The organism is Syntrophales bacterium (genome assembly GCA_030655775.1).
GTDB lineage: Bacteria > Desulfobacterota > Syntrophia > Syntrophales > JADFWA01 > JAUSPI01.
Genome location: JAUSPI010000207.1, coordinates 1 through 17,719, shown reverse-complemented (window position 1 = coordinate 17,719; position 17,719 = coordinate 1). Strand labels below are relative to the sequence as shown.

General features: G+C 47.7%; 15 protein-coding genes and 2 tRNA genes. 12 read left to right on the top strand and 5 right to left on the bottom strand.

From position 1 onward, the window contains the following. Positions 1-12 precede the first annotated feature (12 nt). From Q7J27_11060 to Q7J27_11045, 4 genes are all read right to left on the bottom strand, one after another. Positions 13-957, bottom strand: coding sequence for a hypothetical protein (locus Q7J27_11060; GenBank protein ID MDO9529681.1), 945 nt, complete (start codon positions 955-957; stop codon positions 13-15). Further along, entirely contained in the window at positions 938-1,435 is a 498-nt protein-coding gene (locus Q7J27_11055; protein ID MDO9529680.1) for a hypothetical protein, read from the bottom strand. Before Q7J27_11055 ends, Q7J27_11060 begins: the two co-directional genes overlap by 20 nt. Further along, positions 1,432-2,259 (bottom strand): rod shape-determining protein MreC, encoded by an 828-nt coding sequence (gene mreC, locus Q7J27_11050; protein MDO9529679.1) that lies wholly within the window; start codon positions 2,257-2,259, stop codon positions 1,432-1,434. Before mreC ends, Q7J27_11055 begins: the two co-directional genes overlap by 4 nt. A 185-nt stretch (positions 2,260-2,444) precedes the next feature. Beyond that, on the bottom strand, positions 2,445-3,482 hold the full coding sequence (locus Q7J27_11045) for a rod shape-determining protein (GenBank protein MDO9529678.1): 1,038 nt from the start codon (positions 3,480-3,482) through the stop codon (positions 2,445-2,447). Between the two features lie 181 nt (positions 3,483-3,663). On the opposite strand from Q7J27_11045, the gene Q7J27_11040 reads away from it, so the two are divergent. Beyond that, complete coding sequence (locus tag Q7J27_11040; protein MDO9529677.1) at positions 3,664-5,304, top strand: SurA N-terminal domain-containing protein; 1,641 nt, start codon at positions 3,664-3,666, stop codon at positions 5,302-5,304. A gap of 130 nt (positions 5,305-5,434) precedes the next feature. On the opposite strand, the gene Q7J27_11035 is transcribed toward Q7J27_11040, so the two are convergent. Next, a tRNA-Ala gene (locus tag Q7J27_11035) sits at positions 5,435-5,510 on the bottom strand. Positions 5,511-5,619: 109 nt separating this feature from the next. Between Q7J27_11035 and Q7J27_11030 the strand changes: the two genes are divergently transcribed. The 11 genes from Q7J27_11030 to Q7J27_10980 form a co-directional block, all read left to right on the top strand. Then, positions 5,620-5,706 (top strand) — tRNA-Leu (locus tag Q7J27_11030). 229 nt (positions 5,707-5,935) lie between these two features. Beyond that, positions 5,936-6,364: an IS200/IS605 family transposase gene (gene tnpA / locus Q7J27_11025; GenBank protein MDO9529676.1), complete on the top strand. Its 429-nt coding sequence runs from the start codon at positions 5,936-5,938 to the stop codon at positions 6,362-6,364. Between the two features lie 560 nt (positions 6,365-6,924). After that, positions 6,925-7,539, top strand: a complete 615-nt coding sequence (locus tag Q7J27_11020; protein ID MDO9529675.1) for a TetR/AcrR family transcriptional regulator — start codon at positions 6,925-6,927, stop codon at positions 7,537-7,539. A gap of 85 nt (positions 7,540-7,624) precedes the next feature. After that, entirely contained in the window at positions 7,625-8,839 is a 1,215-nt protein-coding gene (locus tag Q7J27_11015) for an efflux RND transporter periplasmic adaptor subunit (GenBank protein MDO9529674.1), read from the top strand. 12 nt (positions 8,840-8,851) lie between these two features. Further along, positions 8,852-12,034: an efflux RND transporter permease subunit gene (locus Q7J27_11010; GenBank protein ID MDO9529673.1), complete on the top strand. Its 3,183-nt coding sequence runs from the start codon at positions 8,852-8,854 to the stop codon at positions 12,032-12,034. Then, positions 12,027-13,433 carry an efflux transporter outer membrane subunit gene (locus Q7J27_11005; GenBank protein MDO9529672.1) on the top strand — a complete coding sequence of 469 codons (1,407 nt, stop codon included), beginning with the start codon at positions 12,027-12,029 and terminating at the stop codon, positions 13,431-13,433. Before Q7J27_11010 ends, Q7J27_11005 begins: the two co-directional genes overlap by 8 nt. Positions 13,434-13,793: 360 nt before the next feature. Continuing rightward, positions 13,794-15,101 carry a phenylacetate--CoA ligase gene (locus Q7J27_11000; protein ID MDO9529671.1) on the top strand — a complete coding sequence of 436 codons (1,308 nt, stop codon included), beginning with the start codon at positions 13,794-13,796 and terminating at the stop codon, positions 15,099-15,101. A gap of 27 nt (positions 15,102-15,128) precedes the next feature. Beyond that, positions 15,129-15,560 (top strand): ACT domain-containing protein, encoded by a 432-nt coding sequence (locus Q7J27_10995; GenBank protein MDO9529670.1) that lies wholly within the window; start codon positions 15,129-15,131, stop codon positions 15,558-15,560. A gap of 95 nt (positions 15,561-15,655) precedes the next feature. Further along, on the top strand, positions 15,656-16,489 hold the full coding sequence (locus Q7J27_10990; protein MDO9529669.1) for a formate dehydrogenase accessory protein FdhE: 834 nt from the start codon (positions 15,656-15,658) through the stop codon (positions 16,487-16,489). Positions 16,490-16,624: 135 nt separating this feature from the next. Next, entirely contained in the window at positions 16,625-17,281 is a 657-nt protein-coding gene (nth, locus tag Q7J27_10985) for an endonuclease III (protein MDO9529668.1), read from the top strand. A gap of 10 nt (positions 17,282-17,291) precedes the next feature. Then, positions 17,292-17,719 (top strand): hypothetical protein (locus Q7J27_10980; GenBank protein MDO9529667.1); only part of this gene is annotated, 428 nt, incomplete at its 3' end.

Here is a 17,719-nt window from a genome sequence, read left to right as displayed (position 1 = left end):
AATAGCCCTGTTTTACAACGGGTGCAAGGTGTTGCTTAAAAGCCATTCCAAGTTATCTGCAGATATACCCCGGTTAAACATCTTAGGATCAAAAGAGCGCCTACTCAACATAACCAATACTGAACCATCACGGGGATCCATCACGACAACTGAACCCGCCTTTCCTTCAAAAGCATCCTGCGCAATCTTTTGAAGATTAGAATCTATAGTAAGAACAACATTATAGCCGGGCACGGGGTCGATCTTTCCAAGGACTTGTAATTCTCTGCCGGCAACATTCACTTCTGTCTGTTCCCCGCCACTTTCCCCTTTTAGGTATTTATCCAGATATTTCTCGATTCCATGTTTCCCCACCATATCACCAGGCTTATAGATATTAGAAGTATCTATTCTCAATTCACTACTACTGATTTCGCCCACGTAACCGAGAATATGCGCCATCATCTCTCCCAAAATATATTCTCTGACAGGCATTACATCAACAACTATGCCCGGCAGATCTAGAGAGTTAGTTGTGGCTATGGCAAGTTTCTCCCTGCTTATCTCTCTCTCAAGCTTAATCGGCACGAACGGTTTTCTCCTTTTTTTTTCAGGGGGGATATTAATTCCAGACAATTTAAGACCTTTATTGGTATACAGAACCTCCAAATTTTTTACGATAGCATTGACGTGTCCGGCATCCTCCGGAACAATTGAAATATCAAAGGAAGCCTGATTGTCTACCAGAACATTTTCTTTAATATCTTTAATGAGGCCCCTTAAAGGTTTGATTTCGCGAAGACGAATCCTGTTGTTCTCGGATCTCTGTCTTAATACATCCCCCTTGACGACCTGGAGACTCCACATTCTGGCAATTAGAACGGATAGTGCAATTAACACCACCCACAACAAAACCTTGAACTTTTTTCTGAACTTGCTCGGATCGTATCTTGTTAAATTATCCTGAACTTTGGGCATCCAACAAAACCTCTAATTTGTCAAACATGGAAAAAAGTACCGGACTGAGCACGCCGGCTACCAATGCCTGAGGTAAAAAGATTTCTAAAACATTATGAGATATATATACACTATAGATAAATTTATAGATTAAAACAGTAATAAGCCCTTTTGAAAAAACACACATAAAAGTAAAACCCATTATGAACGCTATTCCTTCCGCATAAACTCTCAAGGAAACAACTTTGGAAAAGAAAAATATTACAACATATATGAATATGAAAAAACCTGTCATCGAACCGGTGATACAATCGAGAAAAAAACCGAGAACAAAAGATAGAATTCCACCTTTCATAACGTCCAGGTGAAAGCCAGCCCACACAACCAGTATCAGCGAAACTTCAAATCCTATCTTGCCCAGGAAAAAAAGATCAAGGACAGTCGTTTGCAAAACAACAAGTACCAAGGAAAATACCGGTAAAATGAGATAATATATCATTTTTTATTTACCTCATCTGGTAATATCACAATGACCTCTTCGAGCTTGGAAAAATCAACAACCGGGGTTACTTCAATTTCCTGAAACAAACCGAACTTTTTCTTTTTCACTCTCGTGACAGTACCGAGAAGCACCCCTTTGGGGAAAACACCGGCCAGGCCTGAGGAAATTATCTTATCCCCTGCCTGAACCTCTTCCGACCGATGAATATATTTTAAGATGCATCCTTCAGAACCGCGCCCCTGCAGCACTCCCTGCGCTCTGCTTCCCTGGATAAGAGCAGCAACATTGCTGTTGTAGTCTATCAAAAGAAGAACCCTTGACACATTCCATGAAGTTTCTATGATCCTGCCTATAATGCCTTCATCGATCAAAACAGGGGACCCCAATCTTACACCATCTGTAGTTCCTATGTTGATTAATGTCGTTTTAAATACAGATGACCTGCTTCTGCCTATAACCCTGGCAGCAACAGTGGGATAATCAACTTTTCCTTTTAGTGCGAGGAGTTTCTTTAACCGCATCCCCTCAAGATAAATTTCCTGATAATAGTTAATCTCTTTTGTTAAAGAAGCAACCTTCTTTCGAAGCCTTCTGTTTTCTTCCTCCAGGCCCACTAAAAAGATATACCTTTTCCATATATTGCTTACACATTCTATAGACGAGTTGACAATACTTTCTAAGGGTGTCGCTGCTTCCAGAACCAGTTTTCTGGGAAGATATGTTTCCCCTGACTGTCGGAGGTTTAAGGAAAGAATTACAATAGAGATGATTATGAAAATGAGTGCTATAATAATTGGCTGATATTTCTTAGGAAATAACATTTCTCACATGAGCAAGCAAGCAATCATACTTTTGTCTTTTTATATAAGCGCCCAGCTATCAGAAGTCAGCCTTAGATCTGAAGGAAGGTGCGACTTGAAAGGCTTTAATAAGCTCAAGGCGAGGAGAAAGCAAGGACACTTAACTTATTCGTTTTTTAATTCAGAAGCTTATAGCTGAATGCCTGTTATGATTGAACCGCGACTTCTTTCAATAAAGTTAACTCATCAAGGGCCATGCCTGCCCCTCTAACCACTGTCGAAAGTGGATCATCAGCTATTGTTACGGGAAGACCGGTTTCTTCTCTTATGAGAAGATCCATATTTCTTAAAAGTGCTCCACCACCGGACAATACAATCCCTCTGTCAACAATATCACCTGCTAATTCCGGAGGAATCTGCTCAAGGGCACTCTTGATGGTATCGACGATAATAATTATCGGCTCCATTATTGCTTCCCTTACCTCTTCTGAATCAATTTCTATAATTTTTGGAATGCCTGATATAAGATCTCTTCCCTTTACTTCTATTGTCCTCAACTCATCCTCCGGATATGCACACCCGATGGTTGTCTTTATGATTTCTGCTGATCTTTCCCCGATCAGAAGACTGTATTTTCTTTTCATAGTCTGCACTATTGCCTCATCCATTTTGTCGCCGGCAACACGTACGGACTTTGAATAAACTATACCTGACAGTGATATTACAGCGACCTCGGTAGTACCCCCACCGATATCGACAACCATGGAACTTATCGGTTCCGTTATTGGCAGGCCGGCACCTATCGCTGCTGCCATAGGTTCTTCAATAAGATAGACCTCTCTGGCTCCAGCGGATTCAGCAGTTTCCTTGACAGCTCTTCTCTCAACCTGTGTGATTCCGGAAGGTATGGAAATAATAATTCTTGGACGAACCAGAGTCCTGCGGTTATGTACGCGCAGTATAAAATGGCGCAACATCGCTTCTGTAATATCGAAATCAGCAATAACACCGTCTCTCATCGGCCTTATTGCCACTATATTGCCCGGTGTTCTGCCCAACATCTTTTTGGCTTCCGCACCGACGGCGAGCACTTTTTTAATTCCTTTCGAATCCCTGTGAACAGCAACGACCGAAGGTTCGCTCAACACTATCCCCTTCCCCTTCACATAAACAAGCGTATTTGCCGTCCCCAGGTCTATTGCCAGATCATTGGAAAGCTTTCCAAAAATAAAATCGAATAGCAAGGCCTCTCCTCCCTATTTTCTTATGAGTTTGTACGGAACTAAAACTTTATACTTCTTATTATATATAATTACAAACAGTTTATATATCTTATTTTATCTGTCCAATCAATTCATTTTTCCAGAAAATCATTGCATTTTACACGTTACTGTACTACTAACGCCGGAGAGTATCCACTCAGACATGAAGCAGTTACAAGAAACAAAGAAGAGGAAACATTCTATGCTCCGTTCAATGAGAAAACATGCCAGAAACTGGCTAATGAAGCTACTATTAGGCATTATAATAATTGTTTTTATATTTTACTTCGGTTCCATCAGGGGGAGGGAGCAGGCAGAATCTGTTGCCATAATAGACGACAAGATTATTTCTTATACCGACTTTCGGAACGAGCACCAAAACCTCATTAACCTTTACCGACAGCGTTTGGGAAATAGTTTAACAGAGGATATTCTGGAAAAATTGAACCTGAAGCAACAGGCGCTCAACAACCTGATCGACCGTGCCGTTGCTGTACGGAAAGCCGACGAACTAAAACTGAGTGTGAGCGATGATGAGGTCAGAGCTTTCATACTTTCATACCCGGCCTTCCAGAACAACGGCATTTTTGACAATAATAAATACCAGCAGATACTTCGCCATTACAGGATGAGTCCTGAGAACTTTGAAATCTCGCAGAAGATGGCATTCAAGATCGCAAAATTGGATAAACTCATTAAGGAATCTGTTAAGGTCTCTGAAAAGGAAGTACATGACATCTACAGGATTCAAAATGAAAAGATAAACCTGGAATTTATCAAGATTGCTATCAATGGCTTCAAAAAAAGAGTAAAACTAACTGACTCTGATCTAAAAAGACACTTTGAAAAACATCGTGAAGACTTTCGCGTTCCGGAAAAGGTACAGGTTAAATACATTGCATTTTTCGGAGGGGATTTTGCAAATACAATTGAGGCAAAAGATGAAGAGGTTAAAGACTTTTATGATCTTAACAAAACCAAATTTGCAAAATCGAGCGGGGAGTCCCTCCCCCTTCATGAGGTAAAAGATAAAATAATTGCCGAAATAAGGTCAATGAAGGGGATGGCTGCCGCGTGGAGTGAGGCCAAAAAGGCACACGACATAATCTACCAGGAAGAAAGTTTTGAGGACTATGCAACCAAGAATGGCTTGAAGATAAGCAAGACAGGGTTTTTTACCGGGAACAATCCGCCTCCGGAACTCGTCCAGATCAAAGATGTTAATAAATATATATTCGGCTTACAAGAAGGAGAAATAAGTTCTGTCCTGTCATCTTCGAAAGGATTTTACGTTATAAAGTTCGTTTCCAGGAACCCCTCTCACATACCTGCCCTTTCGGAAGCCGGAAAGGTTGTTAAAAAAGATTATCTCGAAAGAGAATCTGAAAGATTATGCAGACAAGAAGCTGAAGAGATTCTCCGCCGTCTGAAAAACAGAGAAGACATCAGCAGGCTCTCCCGGGAGAAACTGCTTAAAATATCAGACACAGGGTTCTTTATTCCGAATCCCAACATACCCAAGATCGGCTTTTCAGAAAAGCTTCAAGAGTCTCTTTTCCAGATCTCGGAGAATAATCCCTATCCGGATGATGTCTTTAATGTGGACGGAAATTTTGTGATAATAAAATTCAAAGAAGCGGAAAAATTGAACGATAAGGATTACGAAACTAAAAAGGCAGAACTCAAAAATCTTCTGCTGAGAATAAAGGAGCAGGAATGTTTCCAGTCATGGATAGAGGAAACCAAAACATCTATGATGAAAAGGGGGGAAATAAAAATAACAAAGGATATCAGTGAACTGTAAGCGTAGTTCAAAGTTTCGAGTTTAAAGTTCCGGGTTCTGGGTCTCGATTTAAACTTTGAACTTTAAACTCGGAACTCGGAACTCAGAAAAAGAAAAGGGCTTACATTTACCCGTAAGCCCTTAAATTTTCTGGTGGAGCTGAGGGGGGTCGAACCCCTGACCTCATGACTGCCAGTCATGCGCTCTCCCAACTGAGCTACAGCCCCACTTGACTATTACGATTAAAACTACAGCAGTGGCTTAACATGCACCTTGACGAATTGTCAATGCATTTTTCTTGACATTCAATTATCAACAAATATAATTTCTTGCAGTGCCGGAGTGGTGAAACAGGTAGACGCAGGGGACTCAAAATCCCCCGGGCTTTAGCTCATCTCGGTTCGATTCCGAGCTCCGGCACCAGTAAAACCAAGGGGTTAGGTATTATAACTATCCTCTTTTTTTATGCCCAAATCCCTGTTATTAGCATAATGGTTAGCATGTTTTCCCGAAGACCGCTTAATTTTATTCTAACAGTGAAAACCTTGCCCTCAGGGCAAGGTCAGAGTTCAGTGGCTTTGCCATCTGAACAGTAATTTGTTACCCCAAGGTTGAGTTGTCTCCATAACAACCACAACCAAGGAGTAACAAAATGAGCAGATTCCGTAAACTATCACAAACGCTATGGCATTGCCAGTACCACATTGTATGGGTCCCAAAGTACAGGTTCAGAATCTTAAAAGGTGAGATCAAAGAAGAAGTACTTGAATGTATTAAGATGTTTTCAGAACAACAGAGATGTGAAGTTCAGGAATTGAACATCCGGATTGACCATGTACACCTTCTTGTAATGCTTCCTCCCAAAATATCTGTCTCAAATTACGTTGGGACAGTAAAAGGCAGGACAGCGATACGAGTGCTGAATAAGTTTCGTAAGCTGAAGCAAAAACCCTATTGGGGGAACCATTTCTGGGCCAGAGGCTACTGTGTTGATACAGTAGGTTTGGACGAAGAAATGATCCGAAAGTATGTAAAGTACCAAGAAAACCAGGAAAAGAAAGCAGAGAAATCAAGGTACTAATTTAAAGACTGGAGGCAGCTCAACCTTTGCCTCCTCAGGGGGCAAAGGCAAATTATCCCCTTTCAGGGGTTATCCCAAAACCAGCCCCTCTGGGGTTGGTTTTTTATTTGATATTTCAAGTAAAAGCCGGTCTCCAGCGTGAGTATATCGGCTCACCATTGCCAAGGTAGAATGGCCCATTAAATCCTTAATTGTCGATGTTTGGAGTTTCACGTGCAGCCACCCAACTCGCAAACGTATGTCTGAGATCATGTATTCTAATTTTCCTCAAACCGGCCCTATCGCAGGCATTATGAAAACCCCCTCTGATCTCCCTGTAAGGTCCCCCGCTCCGTTTCTCACTCAGGCGGCAAAAAACATAAGGCGAATGAAGATGGTGAGGTACGTTCCGCAAAATTTCAAAAGCCCAATCCGGCAGGGGTAACCTGACAATCAGATTCTTGGCCTTTTTATGAAAGTCAAAACAAAAAACCGATATCATTTTAAATTTCCCTTGACAACCAACCATAAAGCTTATATGTGACCACCTGGTCAAAAAAATGACCGGGGGGTTTGCTGTTATGGATGGCGACAAAAAACAGGAACGGAAAAAGGCCATAGAGGCCCTGACACGGCAGGGGATTCTCGATGCTGTTATCAGTTTGCTGATGCGCAACGGCATTCAGGGCCTGACGATGGACCGAGTGGCAACGAAAGCCGGCGTTGCGAAGGGAACGCTGTACGTCTATTTCACAAACAAGGAAGAGATCCTGGACGCGGCCATTGATGCGAGTTTTGATCCCCTGATCAGAGAATTGTCTGTCCTGCTGGATGACGATCATCCCCCTGACAGAAAGCTGGCGGAATTTGCTCTCTGTCATTTGCGGTTCTTCGACGAGCACAAGGATCTGATCCGTGTCCTCTTTTTTGATCGGGAGAGGGCGCATTCGGGGAGATCCCGTTATACCGACATTAGGTACCGGACTTCCATAAAGCGGATGGCCGATGTCCTGGATGATGGTATAAGACAGGGTCTGTTTTCCCCTCTGGATTCGATGAAGGTTGCCGCCATGTTTATAGAAGCCAATATTGGAATGGTGATGCAGCGTATCCATGACGGGATTTCCGGCGATGTTGAAAAAGATGCAAAGCAGATTACAAACATATTCATGGAAGGATTAAGGCGGAGGAAGTAAGGGGTACCGCAATGTCTCCATGCATGAGATCCCGAACGTCATTCCGGATATTCCCTTTACTTATCATTTATAATAGGAGAATTTGATGCAACTTAATAGAACTGCTTATGAACCCCTTAAATGGAGTGTGGTTTTAGTGGCCCTGTCGGCCGGCCTTTTGCTTGGAGGTTGCGACGGCACCGAGCGATCACAACCCCCGCCCCAGGTACCGGAAGTGGCCGTGATAACGGTCCAACCCCAAAAGGTTGTATTGACCACTGAATTGCCGGGCCGCACGTCTGCCTTCCGTGTAGCGGAGATCCGGCCCCAGGTCAACGGTCTTATACAGAAACGCTTGTTTACGGAAGGTTCCGATGTCAAGGCCGGCCAGGCGCTCTATCAGATCGATCCCGCTCCCTTTCAGGCGGCGCTCGACAATGCCAAGGCCGCCCTCGGCCGGGCTGAAGCCAATCTGTCTGCGCTCAGGTCGAGGGCCGAGCGTTACAGGGAATTACTTGCGGAGAAAGCGGTGAGCCAGCAGGACTACGACGACGCGGCTGCCGCCCTGACACAGGTCCAAGCCGACATTGAGTATTGGAGGGCGATGGTTAAGACGGCGCGCATAAACCTGGGATATGCCAAGATTACAGCCCCCATCTCCGGACGGATCGGCAGATCCAGCGTGACAGAGGGCGCTATCGTAACGGGGTATCAGCCCGTTGCCCTGGCAACCATTCAACAACTGGATCCCACTTACGTGGATGTGCCCCAATCCACCACCGAAGTGTTGCGCCTGAAGCGCCGCTTGGAGGGTGGCCATCTGGATCAAAACGGAGCAAGTCAGAAAAAGGTCAAGCTCATCCTGGAAGACGGGACGGCATATCCACTGGAAGGGACGCTGCAGTTTCGCGGTGTCACGGTAGATCCAACGACAGGCTCGGTCATCCTGCGAGTTGTCTTTCCCAATCCGAATGGAGTTCTGCTGCCGGGCGTGTTCGTCCGAGCAGTGATGGAAGAAGGTGTCGATGAGCAGGCTATCCTGGTTCCTCAGCAGGGTGTGTCCCGCGATCGCAAGGGGAATCCCTTTGCGCTGATCGTGAATGCCGAGGGCAAGGTTGATCAACTAATGCTCACGCTTGACCGGGCCATCGGCGACAAGTGGCTCGTCTCAGCCGGCCTTGCTCCCGGCAACCGGGTGATCGTCGAGGGGATACAAAAGGTGAAACCCGGCATTTCCGTGAAGGTTGTTCTTTTTAAAGAGGATGGAACGAAGGGTGCGGCACCTGAAAATACGGCCCGGCCGACTGCTGAATCGAATTAACGGAGGCGTGTCATGTTATCAAAATTTTTTCTGGATCGTCCGGTCTTCGCCTGGGTCATCGCCATCGTCATGATGGCGGCTGGTGGGCTGGCGATCTACAATCTGCCCATATCGCAGTATCCCCCCATCGCCCCGCCTTCCATCGCCATCGATGCATTTTATCCCGGCGCCTCGGCCGAGACCGTTGAAGACAGCGTGACGCAGATCATCGAGCAGAAGATGACCGGTTTAGACAAGATGCTGTACCTCTCTGGCACCAGTTCTTCATCCGGCGCGTCCCGCATCCAGTTGACCTTTGCCCCTGGGACCGACCCTGATCTCGCTTGGTCCAAGGTGCAGAACAAGCTCCAGCTCGCTATGGCCAGTCTGCCCGATGTGGTTCAGCGCTCCGGTGTTAAGGTCAGCAAATCGACCAAAAACTACCTGATAATCGTGGGGCTAATCTCGGAAGACGGCAGCATGAACGGCGAAGACCTGCGGGACTACGCGCAATCCAATCTGGAGAAAATACTGTCGCGGGTGCCGGGTGTGGGTGAGGTCGAAAATTTCGGATCCCAGTATTCGATGCGAGTCTGGCTGAATCCGGATAAGCTGACCGATTACCACCTTACGGTGGAAGATGTCGTCCAGAAGCTTCGGGCTTACAACGTGGAGGTCTCCGCCGGCCAGTTCGGCGGAGCGCCGGCTGTGAAAGGCCAGCGCCTGAACGCTTCCATCATTGTCCAGCATCTGCTCCAGACCCCGGAGGAGTTTGCCGCCATCCCCATCCGCACCAATCCGGACGGCTCTGTGGTACGTATCAAGGACATCGGACGGACGGAACTGGGAAGCGAGCGTTACGATATCGTAGCCAATTACAACGGCAAACCCACCGCCGCCATGGCCATCCGGCAGGCTTCCGGCGCCAATGCCCTGGGTACGGCCGATGCCGTCAAGCAGAAACTGGAAGAGATGAGCCGGTATTTCCCCCCCGGCATGAAGGTGATTTATCCCTACGACACCACCCCCTTTACCAGGGTGGCTATCGACGAGGTGGTCAAGACTCTGTTCGAGGCGATCCTGCTGGTCTTTCTGATCATGTATCTTTTCATGGGGACCTTCCGGGCCACGCTGATTCCGACCATCGCGGTGCCGGTGGTGCTCCTGGGGACCTTCGCGGTTCTGGGGCTTTTCGGCTTCTCCATCAACATGCTGACCATGTTCGCCATGGTCCTTGCCATCGGTCTCCTCGTGGACGATGCCATCGTGGTGGTGGAGAACGTGGAGAGGATCATGAGCGAGGAGGGGCTTTCTCCCAAGGAAGCCGCGCGCAAGTCCATGGACCAGATTACCAGCGCCCTGATCGGCATCGGGCTGGTGCTTTCGGCGGTATTCGGCCCCATGGCGTTCTTTCCCGGTTCCACCGGGGTCATCTACCGCCAGTTTTCCGTGACCATTGCCGCTTCCATGCTGCTTTCGGTTCTCGTGGCCCTGATCCTGACCCCGGTCCTCTGCGCATCGCTCCTCAAACCGGTGCTGGCGGGGCATAAACCCTCAGACAATGCCGTCTTTTTTCTGCGCCCCTTTTTCAGGTGGTTTGACCGCGTCTTTTTTCGCGCCAGAGAACTGTATGTAAGACTGGTCGGCCGCGTTCTGGCCAAAAAACTGCGCTACCTGTTCCTGTTTCTGCTGATTGTTGCAGCCATGGGGTATTTGTTTCAGCGCATGCCCACCGCCTACCTCCCCGATGAAGACCAGGGGATCCTGCTGGTCCAGGCTATGCTTCCGTCGGGTTCGACCCTGGAGCAGACTGAGAAGGTCATGGATAAGGTCAGGGACCATTTTCTGACGCAGGAGAAGGACGGGGTGGACTCCTTCATGTCGATCCCAGGTGTGAGCTATAGCGGCCAGGGGCAGAACATGGGCCTGGGATTTGCGAAGCTCAAGGACTGGAAGCTGCGCGAGCGGCCGGACCTGAAGGTCGGGGCCATTGCCGGCAGGGCCATGGTAGCGTTTTCACAGATAAAAGGCGCCATGGTGTTCGCCTTCCCGCCGCCGGCGGTCATCGAACTGGGCAATGCCACCGGGTTTGATTTTCAGTTGCAGGACCGTGGCGGCGTGGGCCACGAGGCCCTGATGGCAGCTCGCAACCAGCTCCTCGGCATGGCGGCCCATGATCTGAGATTGATCAGGGTCCGGCCCAACGGCATGGAAGATCTGCCCGAATACCGGGTTGCCGTGGATTGGGAAAAGGCCGGCGCCCTGGGGGTTCCCATTACCTCCATTCACAACACCATCGCGGCGGCCTTCGGCGGCGCCTATGTCAACGACTTTATCCAGGCCGGGCGGGTCAAGAGGGTATTCGTCCAGGCGGACGCCCCTTATCGCATGCTGCCGAAAGATTTGAAAAAACTGTATGTTCGTAACACCGTGGGCAAGATGGTCCCCTTTTCTTCCTTTGCCTCCGGGCACTGGACCATGGGTTCTCCCAAGCTGGAGCGCTACAACGGTTTTCCGTCCATCGAAATCTGGGGCGAGCCGGCGCCGGGGAGGAGTTCCGGCGAGGCGATGCAGGCCATGGAAGAAATCGTCTCGAAGCTGCCCCAGGGGATAGGCTTTGACTGGACCGGGCTTTCCTACCAGGAGCGGATGGCCAGCTCCCAGGCGCCCCTGCTGTACGCGTTTTCCATTTTCGTGATCTTCCTGGTACTGGCGGCCCTGTACGAGAGCTGGCCCATCCCCATCGCGATTCTGCTGATCCTGCCCCTTGGGGTCATCGGCGGGGTTATCGCTTCGACCATGCGGGGGATGCCCACTGATGTCTATTTCCAGATCGGGCTGCTGACCATCCTGGGCCTGACCACCAAGAACGCCATCCTGATCGTCCAGTTCGCCAGAGCCAGGGTCGACGAGGGGGCGGGGCTGATCGAGGCGACACTGGAAGCGTCAAAAATAAGACTGCGTCCCATCATCATGACCTCACTGGCCTTCGGATTCGGTGTCCTGCCGCTCGCCCTTGCGACCGGCGCCGGAGCGGGTGCGCAAAATGCCATCGGCATCGGAGTGCTGGGAGGGATGGTGACCTCCACCTTTCTGGTGATTTTGTTCGCGCCGCTCTTTTATGTGATGATCTATAGGGCATTAGGAAAACACAGAAAGAGGGTAACGATGAAACACGTTGATAAAAATACGTCAGGGGATGAAGGATATGAATAGACAACTGTTGTTTCTACTGGTTGGAATCGTCCTCTTTCTGGGCGGCTGCACCCTGGCACCAAAATACACACAGCCCCAGGCGCCGATCCCGGCACAGTGGCCACAGGGGGCGGCCTACAAAGACACACAGGCCATGCCCGGAGCGCCGGCAGCCCCGGAGCTGAGCCGACAGGAATTTTTTGCCGACGAACAGCTGCAAAAAATTATTGAGATGGCCTTGGACAATAACCGGGATCTGCGGCTTGCCGCCTTGAATGTGGAAAGGGCGCGCGCGCTGTACGGCATTCAACGGGCTGAACTGTTCCCCACGGTCAATGCGGTTGGTGCGGGGAGTAAGCAACGTGTGCCCGCCGATCTTTCAACCACCGGAAAATCGACGACGGTGGAACGATACGATGTCAATCTGGGTATTGCTTCCTGGGAGATCGATTTCTTCGGCCGCATCCGCAGCCTGAAAGATCGGGCGTTAGAAGAGTACCTGGCCACCGAGCAGGCCCGCCGCAGCGCACAGATTGCGCTGATGTCAGAGGTTGCCAGGGTGTACCTGACCCTTGCCGCGGATCGGGGAAACCTTAAACTGGCCCGGTCCACCCTTGAAACTCAACAGGCGGCCTATAGTTTAATTCAAAGGCGTTATGATGTTGGTGTCGCGACTGAACTTGATCTGCGACGAGCGCAAATTCCGGTAGACGCGGCTCGGGGAGATGTCGCCAGCTTTGCGCAATTGGTGGCACAGGATCAAAACGCCCTGAACCTTCTGGCAGGCTCTCCGGTGCCGAAAGAGTTCTTGCCGACAGACCTGAGTAGCGTCAGTCCCTTCAAAGAAATTTCTCCAGGCCTGTCTTCCGAAGTGCTCCTGCGCCGGCCTGATATTATGGCAGCAGAACATCGGCTCAAGGGGGCGTATGCCTTTATCGGCGCGGCCCGGGCGGCCTTCTTCCCCCGCATTTCTCTGACCACCTCGGTGGGAACCGCAAGCGAAGAACTGTCCGGTCTGTTTAGCTCCGGGTCGGCTACCTGGAGCTTTGTACCGCGGATCACTATGCCGATTTTTGACGCCCGAACCTGGGCCGCGCTGCGGGTCAGTAAAGCCGATCGGGAAATCGTCCAGACCCGGTATGAGAAGGCGATTCAGACAGCCTTCCGGGAAGTGGCAGATACCCTTGCCGTGCAGGGCACGGTGGACCAGCGGGTCTCTGCGCAACAATCTCTGGTCAATGCAGTTGCAGAAACATATCGCCTCTCAAATAAACGCTATACAAAGGGGATTGACAGCTACCTGGGCGTCCTTGATGCGCAGCGATCCCTCTATGCGGCGCAGCAGGGGCTCATTTCGCTCCGCCTGGCCAAACTCGCCAACCAGGTGATGCTTTACGCAGTACTGGGCGGAGGCGAGTAACAGGTGAAGACCATGTCCTTGCCTTATGGGGTTCAAGTTTGGATTTTTGGTTTGACAATTTGAAACCGTCGATAAAAACAACCTATGCACTCCTACACCAGCCTCGTAACCGCAGCGTTATGCACTTTATGAAACTCAAAATCCCCCGGGCTTTAGCTCATCTCGGTTCGATTCCGAGCTCCGGCACCAGTAAAATCAAGGGGTTAGGCATTATAACTATCCTCTTTTTTTTATGCCCTATTTGCGAATTACACCCAAAACCGTGCCAGCCTATTGATAAACTGACAAAACTGAACTTGCATTTGATCTCAATGTGTAGAAGAATAGATGACAACGTCAACTGAAAGGGGGCCCTGATCCATGATTTTCAATGAAGAATTTGAAACGTTGCCAAGAGAAGTATTAGAAGCCTTACAACTGAAGAGACTACAGCAGGTCGTGCAACGTGTTTACCATACTGTAGGTTTCTACAGAAAAACTTTTGATGAAGCTGGAATTACCCCGGATGACATAAAAACTCTCAACGATCTCCATAGGGTTCCATTTACTACAAAAGAAGACCTGAGAGATAATTATCCATTCGGCCTCTTTGCAGTACCAATGAGCAATATCGTAAGGCTACATGCATCGTCGGGCATTACTGGCAGGGCTACTGTTGTTGGATATACAAAGAGAGACATTGAAACCTGGTCAAGACTCATGGCCAGATCCTTCGTTGCTGCGGGGGTGACTAAGAACGATATTGTACATAATGCCTACGGTTATGGACTTTTCACCGGAGGGCTTGGAATACATTATGGCGCGGAGATGCTTGGAGCAAGCGTGATTCCTATTTCAGGTGGTAATACAAAAAGACAGATCATGATATTACAGGATTTTGGCCCCACGGCCATATGCTGTACACCCTCGTATGCCCTCTATCTTGCCGAACAGGGTGAAGAAATGGGAATAGATATGAGGTCATTAAAGCTGCGCGTCGGGATTCTTGGTGCCGAACCGTGGAGTGAAAAAATGAGACAGGAAATAGAAAACAAGTTAAATATTACAGCGCTTGATATTTATGGACTTTCCGAGATCATGGGTCCCGGGGTGGCTATGGAATGCAGAGAGGGCCATAAAGGTCTCCATATATTTGAAGATCATTTCATAGTAGAAACTATTAATCCAGACACAGGAGAAGTTCTGCCGTCCGGTGAGGAGGGAGAGCTGGTGTTTACCACTATAACAAAGGAGGCGTTTCCCTTAATCCGGTATCGAACCAGGGATATATCAAAGCTGATGATGGAACCATGCAGGTGTGGCAGAACATATGTGAGGATGGACAGAGTGTCTGGTCGTAGTGATGACATGCTCATTATAAGGGGTGTCAATATATTCCCGTCCCAGATAGAAAACGTTCTTATTGGCATAGAGGGTCTTGAACCCCACTATCAGCTTGTAGTGTACAGAGAAGATTCGCTGGATGCCCTTGAGATACATGTAGAGGTGAGTGAAGAGGTTCTTTCCGATTCAGATGAGGTAAGGGTGCTTCAAAAGATTGAAAGACGTATTGCGAAGGATATAAAAGACTACCTGGGTGTCTCGGCAAGGATAAAACTGGTGGAACCAAAGACCCTGCCGCGATTTGAAGGTAAGGCCAGTCGTGTAATAGACAAAAGAAGCATTTAAAGTTCTCTTTAGTAAGGAGGCAGTCATATGAAGGTGGAACAGATATCCATATTTCTGGAGAATAGGCCCGGGGGTCTTGAAAGTGTAACAAGGGTATTGATGGATGCTGACATAAACATCAGGACGTTGTTCCTTGCTGATACAACGGACTTTGGCATCCTTCGACTTATTGTTAATGATGTGGATGCCGCAAAGAAGGTGCTAAAAGAAAATGGCTTTTCCGTAGGCCGTACAACCGTAGTAGCAGTAGAGGTACCTGATCGACCGGGTGGTTTGCACAGTATTCTTGAGGTACTATCGAAAAGTGGTATAACGGTAGAATATATGTATGCATTTGTGGAAAAAAGCGGACAGAATGCGGTTATGATTTTCAGGTTCGATTCTACAGATGCAGCAATTGAGGTTCTGTTACAAAACGGTGTTACGGTGCTGCCGGGTGAAAAGGTTTACAGTATTTAATCCGAGGCACAAAGAACTTCTTGAACTTCTGAAAAAAAGGATATATAGGTTCGCTGAGTTTCATTGAGGTAAATAAAAAAGGAGGTCTTGAATTAATGGCCAAAATGTTAAAGGATACACTAAAAACGATAGAAAAATACAAAAACTACAGCCCCCATTATGAGGAACTACTGGATATACTGGAAGAAACCTTGATCCTGCGGGAAGAATATCGACACAATATGAACGAGAGTATCTTCCCGATAGATGAAAAACTTATAGAAAAAAAACTTTCTGGTGGATTGACGCTGGTTGATTTTTCGGGTGGAAAGTTTGATTTAGCCGAACCTAAAAAATACTTCCTGGCACTCCTGAAAATAGCGGAAAAGCAAACCCCTGACGAAACCAGAGAATTCGCCCAAAAAGTTAAAAATGGCACCACTGATTATGAAAAATTTATTCGCGATTCTTTTGCAATCTACAATGATGAAGAGATATTAAAAGAACTGGATGATGAATCCCTTGATTTAGTAGAATTATTTCTGGAAGAAAGCCTGAGGCCTGCCCTTGAAATCCTTGCAGAAAAGTACGGTAAAATCATCGGAGAATCGGAATGGTCTGAGGGGTACTGTCCCATATGCGGCAAGGAACCCAAGATAGGAACATTAAGAGGAGAAGGGGGGCAAAGATTCCTTTTCTGCAACCAGTGCGGACTCGAATGGAACTTCATGCGCATTAAATGCCCATTCTGCGGTAACGAAGAACAGCAAACGTTAGCCTACTTTACCGTTGAAGATGATGAGAAATATCGAGTCGATGTATGTAATGTCTGTAAAAGGTACATCAAAACAGTGGACTTTAGAAACATAAAAGAAGAACCCAACCTTGACGTTGAGGCCATCGCTACATTACACCTTGATATGCTGGCCAATGAAGAAGGTTACATGTAGCTTATAAGCGTTCAGCTATCAGCCATCGGCATTCAGCCCAAACCCTGTGCTGAATTTATTTCGGTAACAAAGGATTGGGCGGAAGACTGATTTTTTTATCACGCTGATCGCTTGATCGCTGAGTGCTTACTATAAATGAATGATAATGACATTGTTAAGGTAGTCAATGTCCTAAAAAGAGAGTTGGAAATCTGTGAGCCTCCCATTGTATCATCGCTGGCAGAGAAAACTCGCAGTCCCTTTCAAATCCTCATTTCAACACTACTGAGTCTGAGGACGAAGGATGAAATAACAGCAGTTGCCTGTAAAAATCTTTTCGCCCTGGCTTCCACTCCGGAGGAAATGTTGAAACTCTCCGAGGAAAAAATCATCAGAGCAATTTACCCTGTAGGTTTTTACAGAAACAAGGCTAAGACCATACTCCATATCTGTCGGGAGTTGATTGACAAGTACAAATCAAAAGTTCCTGATACCGCCGAAGAGTTGCTTTCCCTGAAGGGGGTGGGAAGAAAAACCGCCAATCTCGTGGCAGCTCTTGGATATAACAGGAAAGAGATATGCGTGGATATACATGTTCACAGGATTTCAAACCGCCTCGGTTACGTCAAAACAGGAACACCTGAAAAAACCGAATATGCACTTAAAGAAAAACTCCCGCAAAAATACTGGTCTATTTACAATACTCTTATGGTGACCTTTGGCAAAAATATCTGTCGCCCCGTATCTCCATTCTGCAGCAAGTGTCCTGTTTCAATGCAATGTGACAGGGTGGGCGTAGTCAAAAGCCGATAGAGATGAATGAATGCAGATAGCTAATATATATATAGCCTTTATTGTCTTGATAATCTCTTTCACTATCCTGGCTAAAGCGGCGGACTGGTTTGTGGAGGGAGCCGTCGGCCTGTCCTGTGTATTGCGTTTACCTAAAATCCTTATCGGGATAATTGTTGTCGGAATGGCTACAACCGCACCTGAATTAATGGTGTCGGTAATCTCTGCGTTCCAGGGAAGACCGGAAATCGCACTGGGGAATGCCATAGGATCGGTTATTTGTGATGATGGCCTTGCATTATCGCTGGCTGTACTCAGGTCCCTGAGTCCGATATTGGTGACAAGAAATATTTTCAAAATGACTGCGGTCTTTCTCATTGTTGTCGATCTTGTTGCCTACGCCCTGTGCTGGGATGGAACACTCGATCGCGGGGAAGGAATGTTATTAGTGGGACTGTT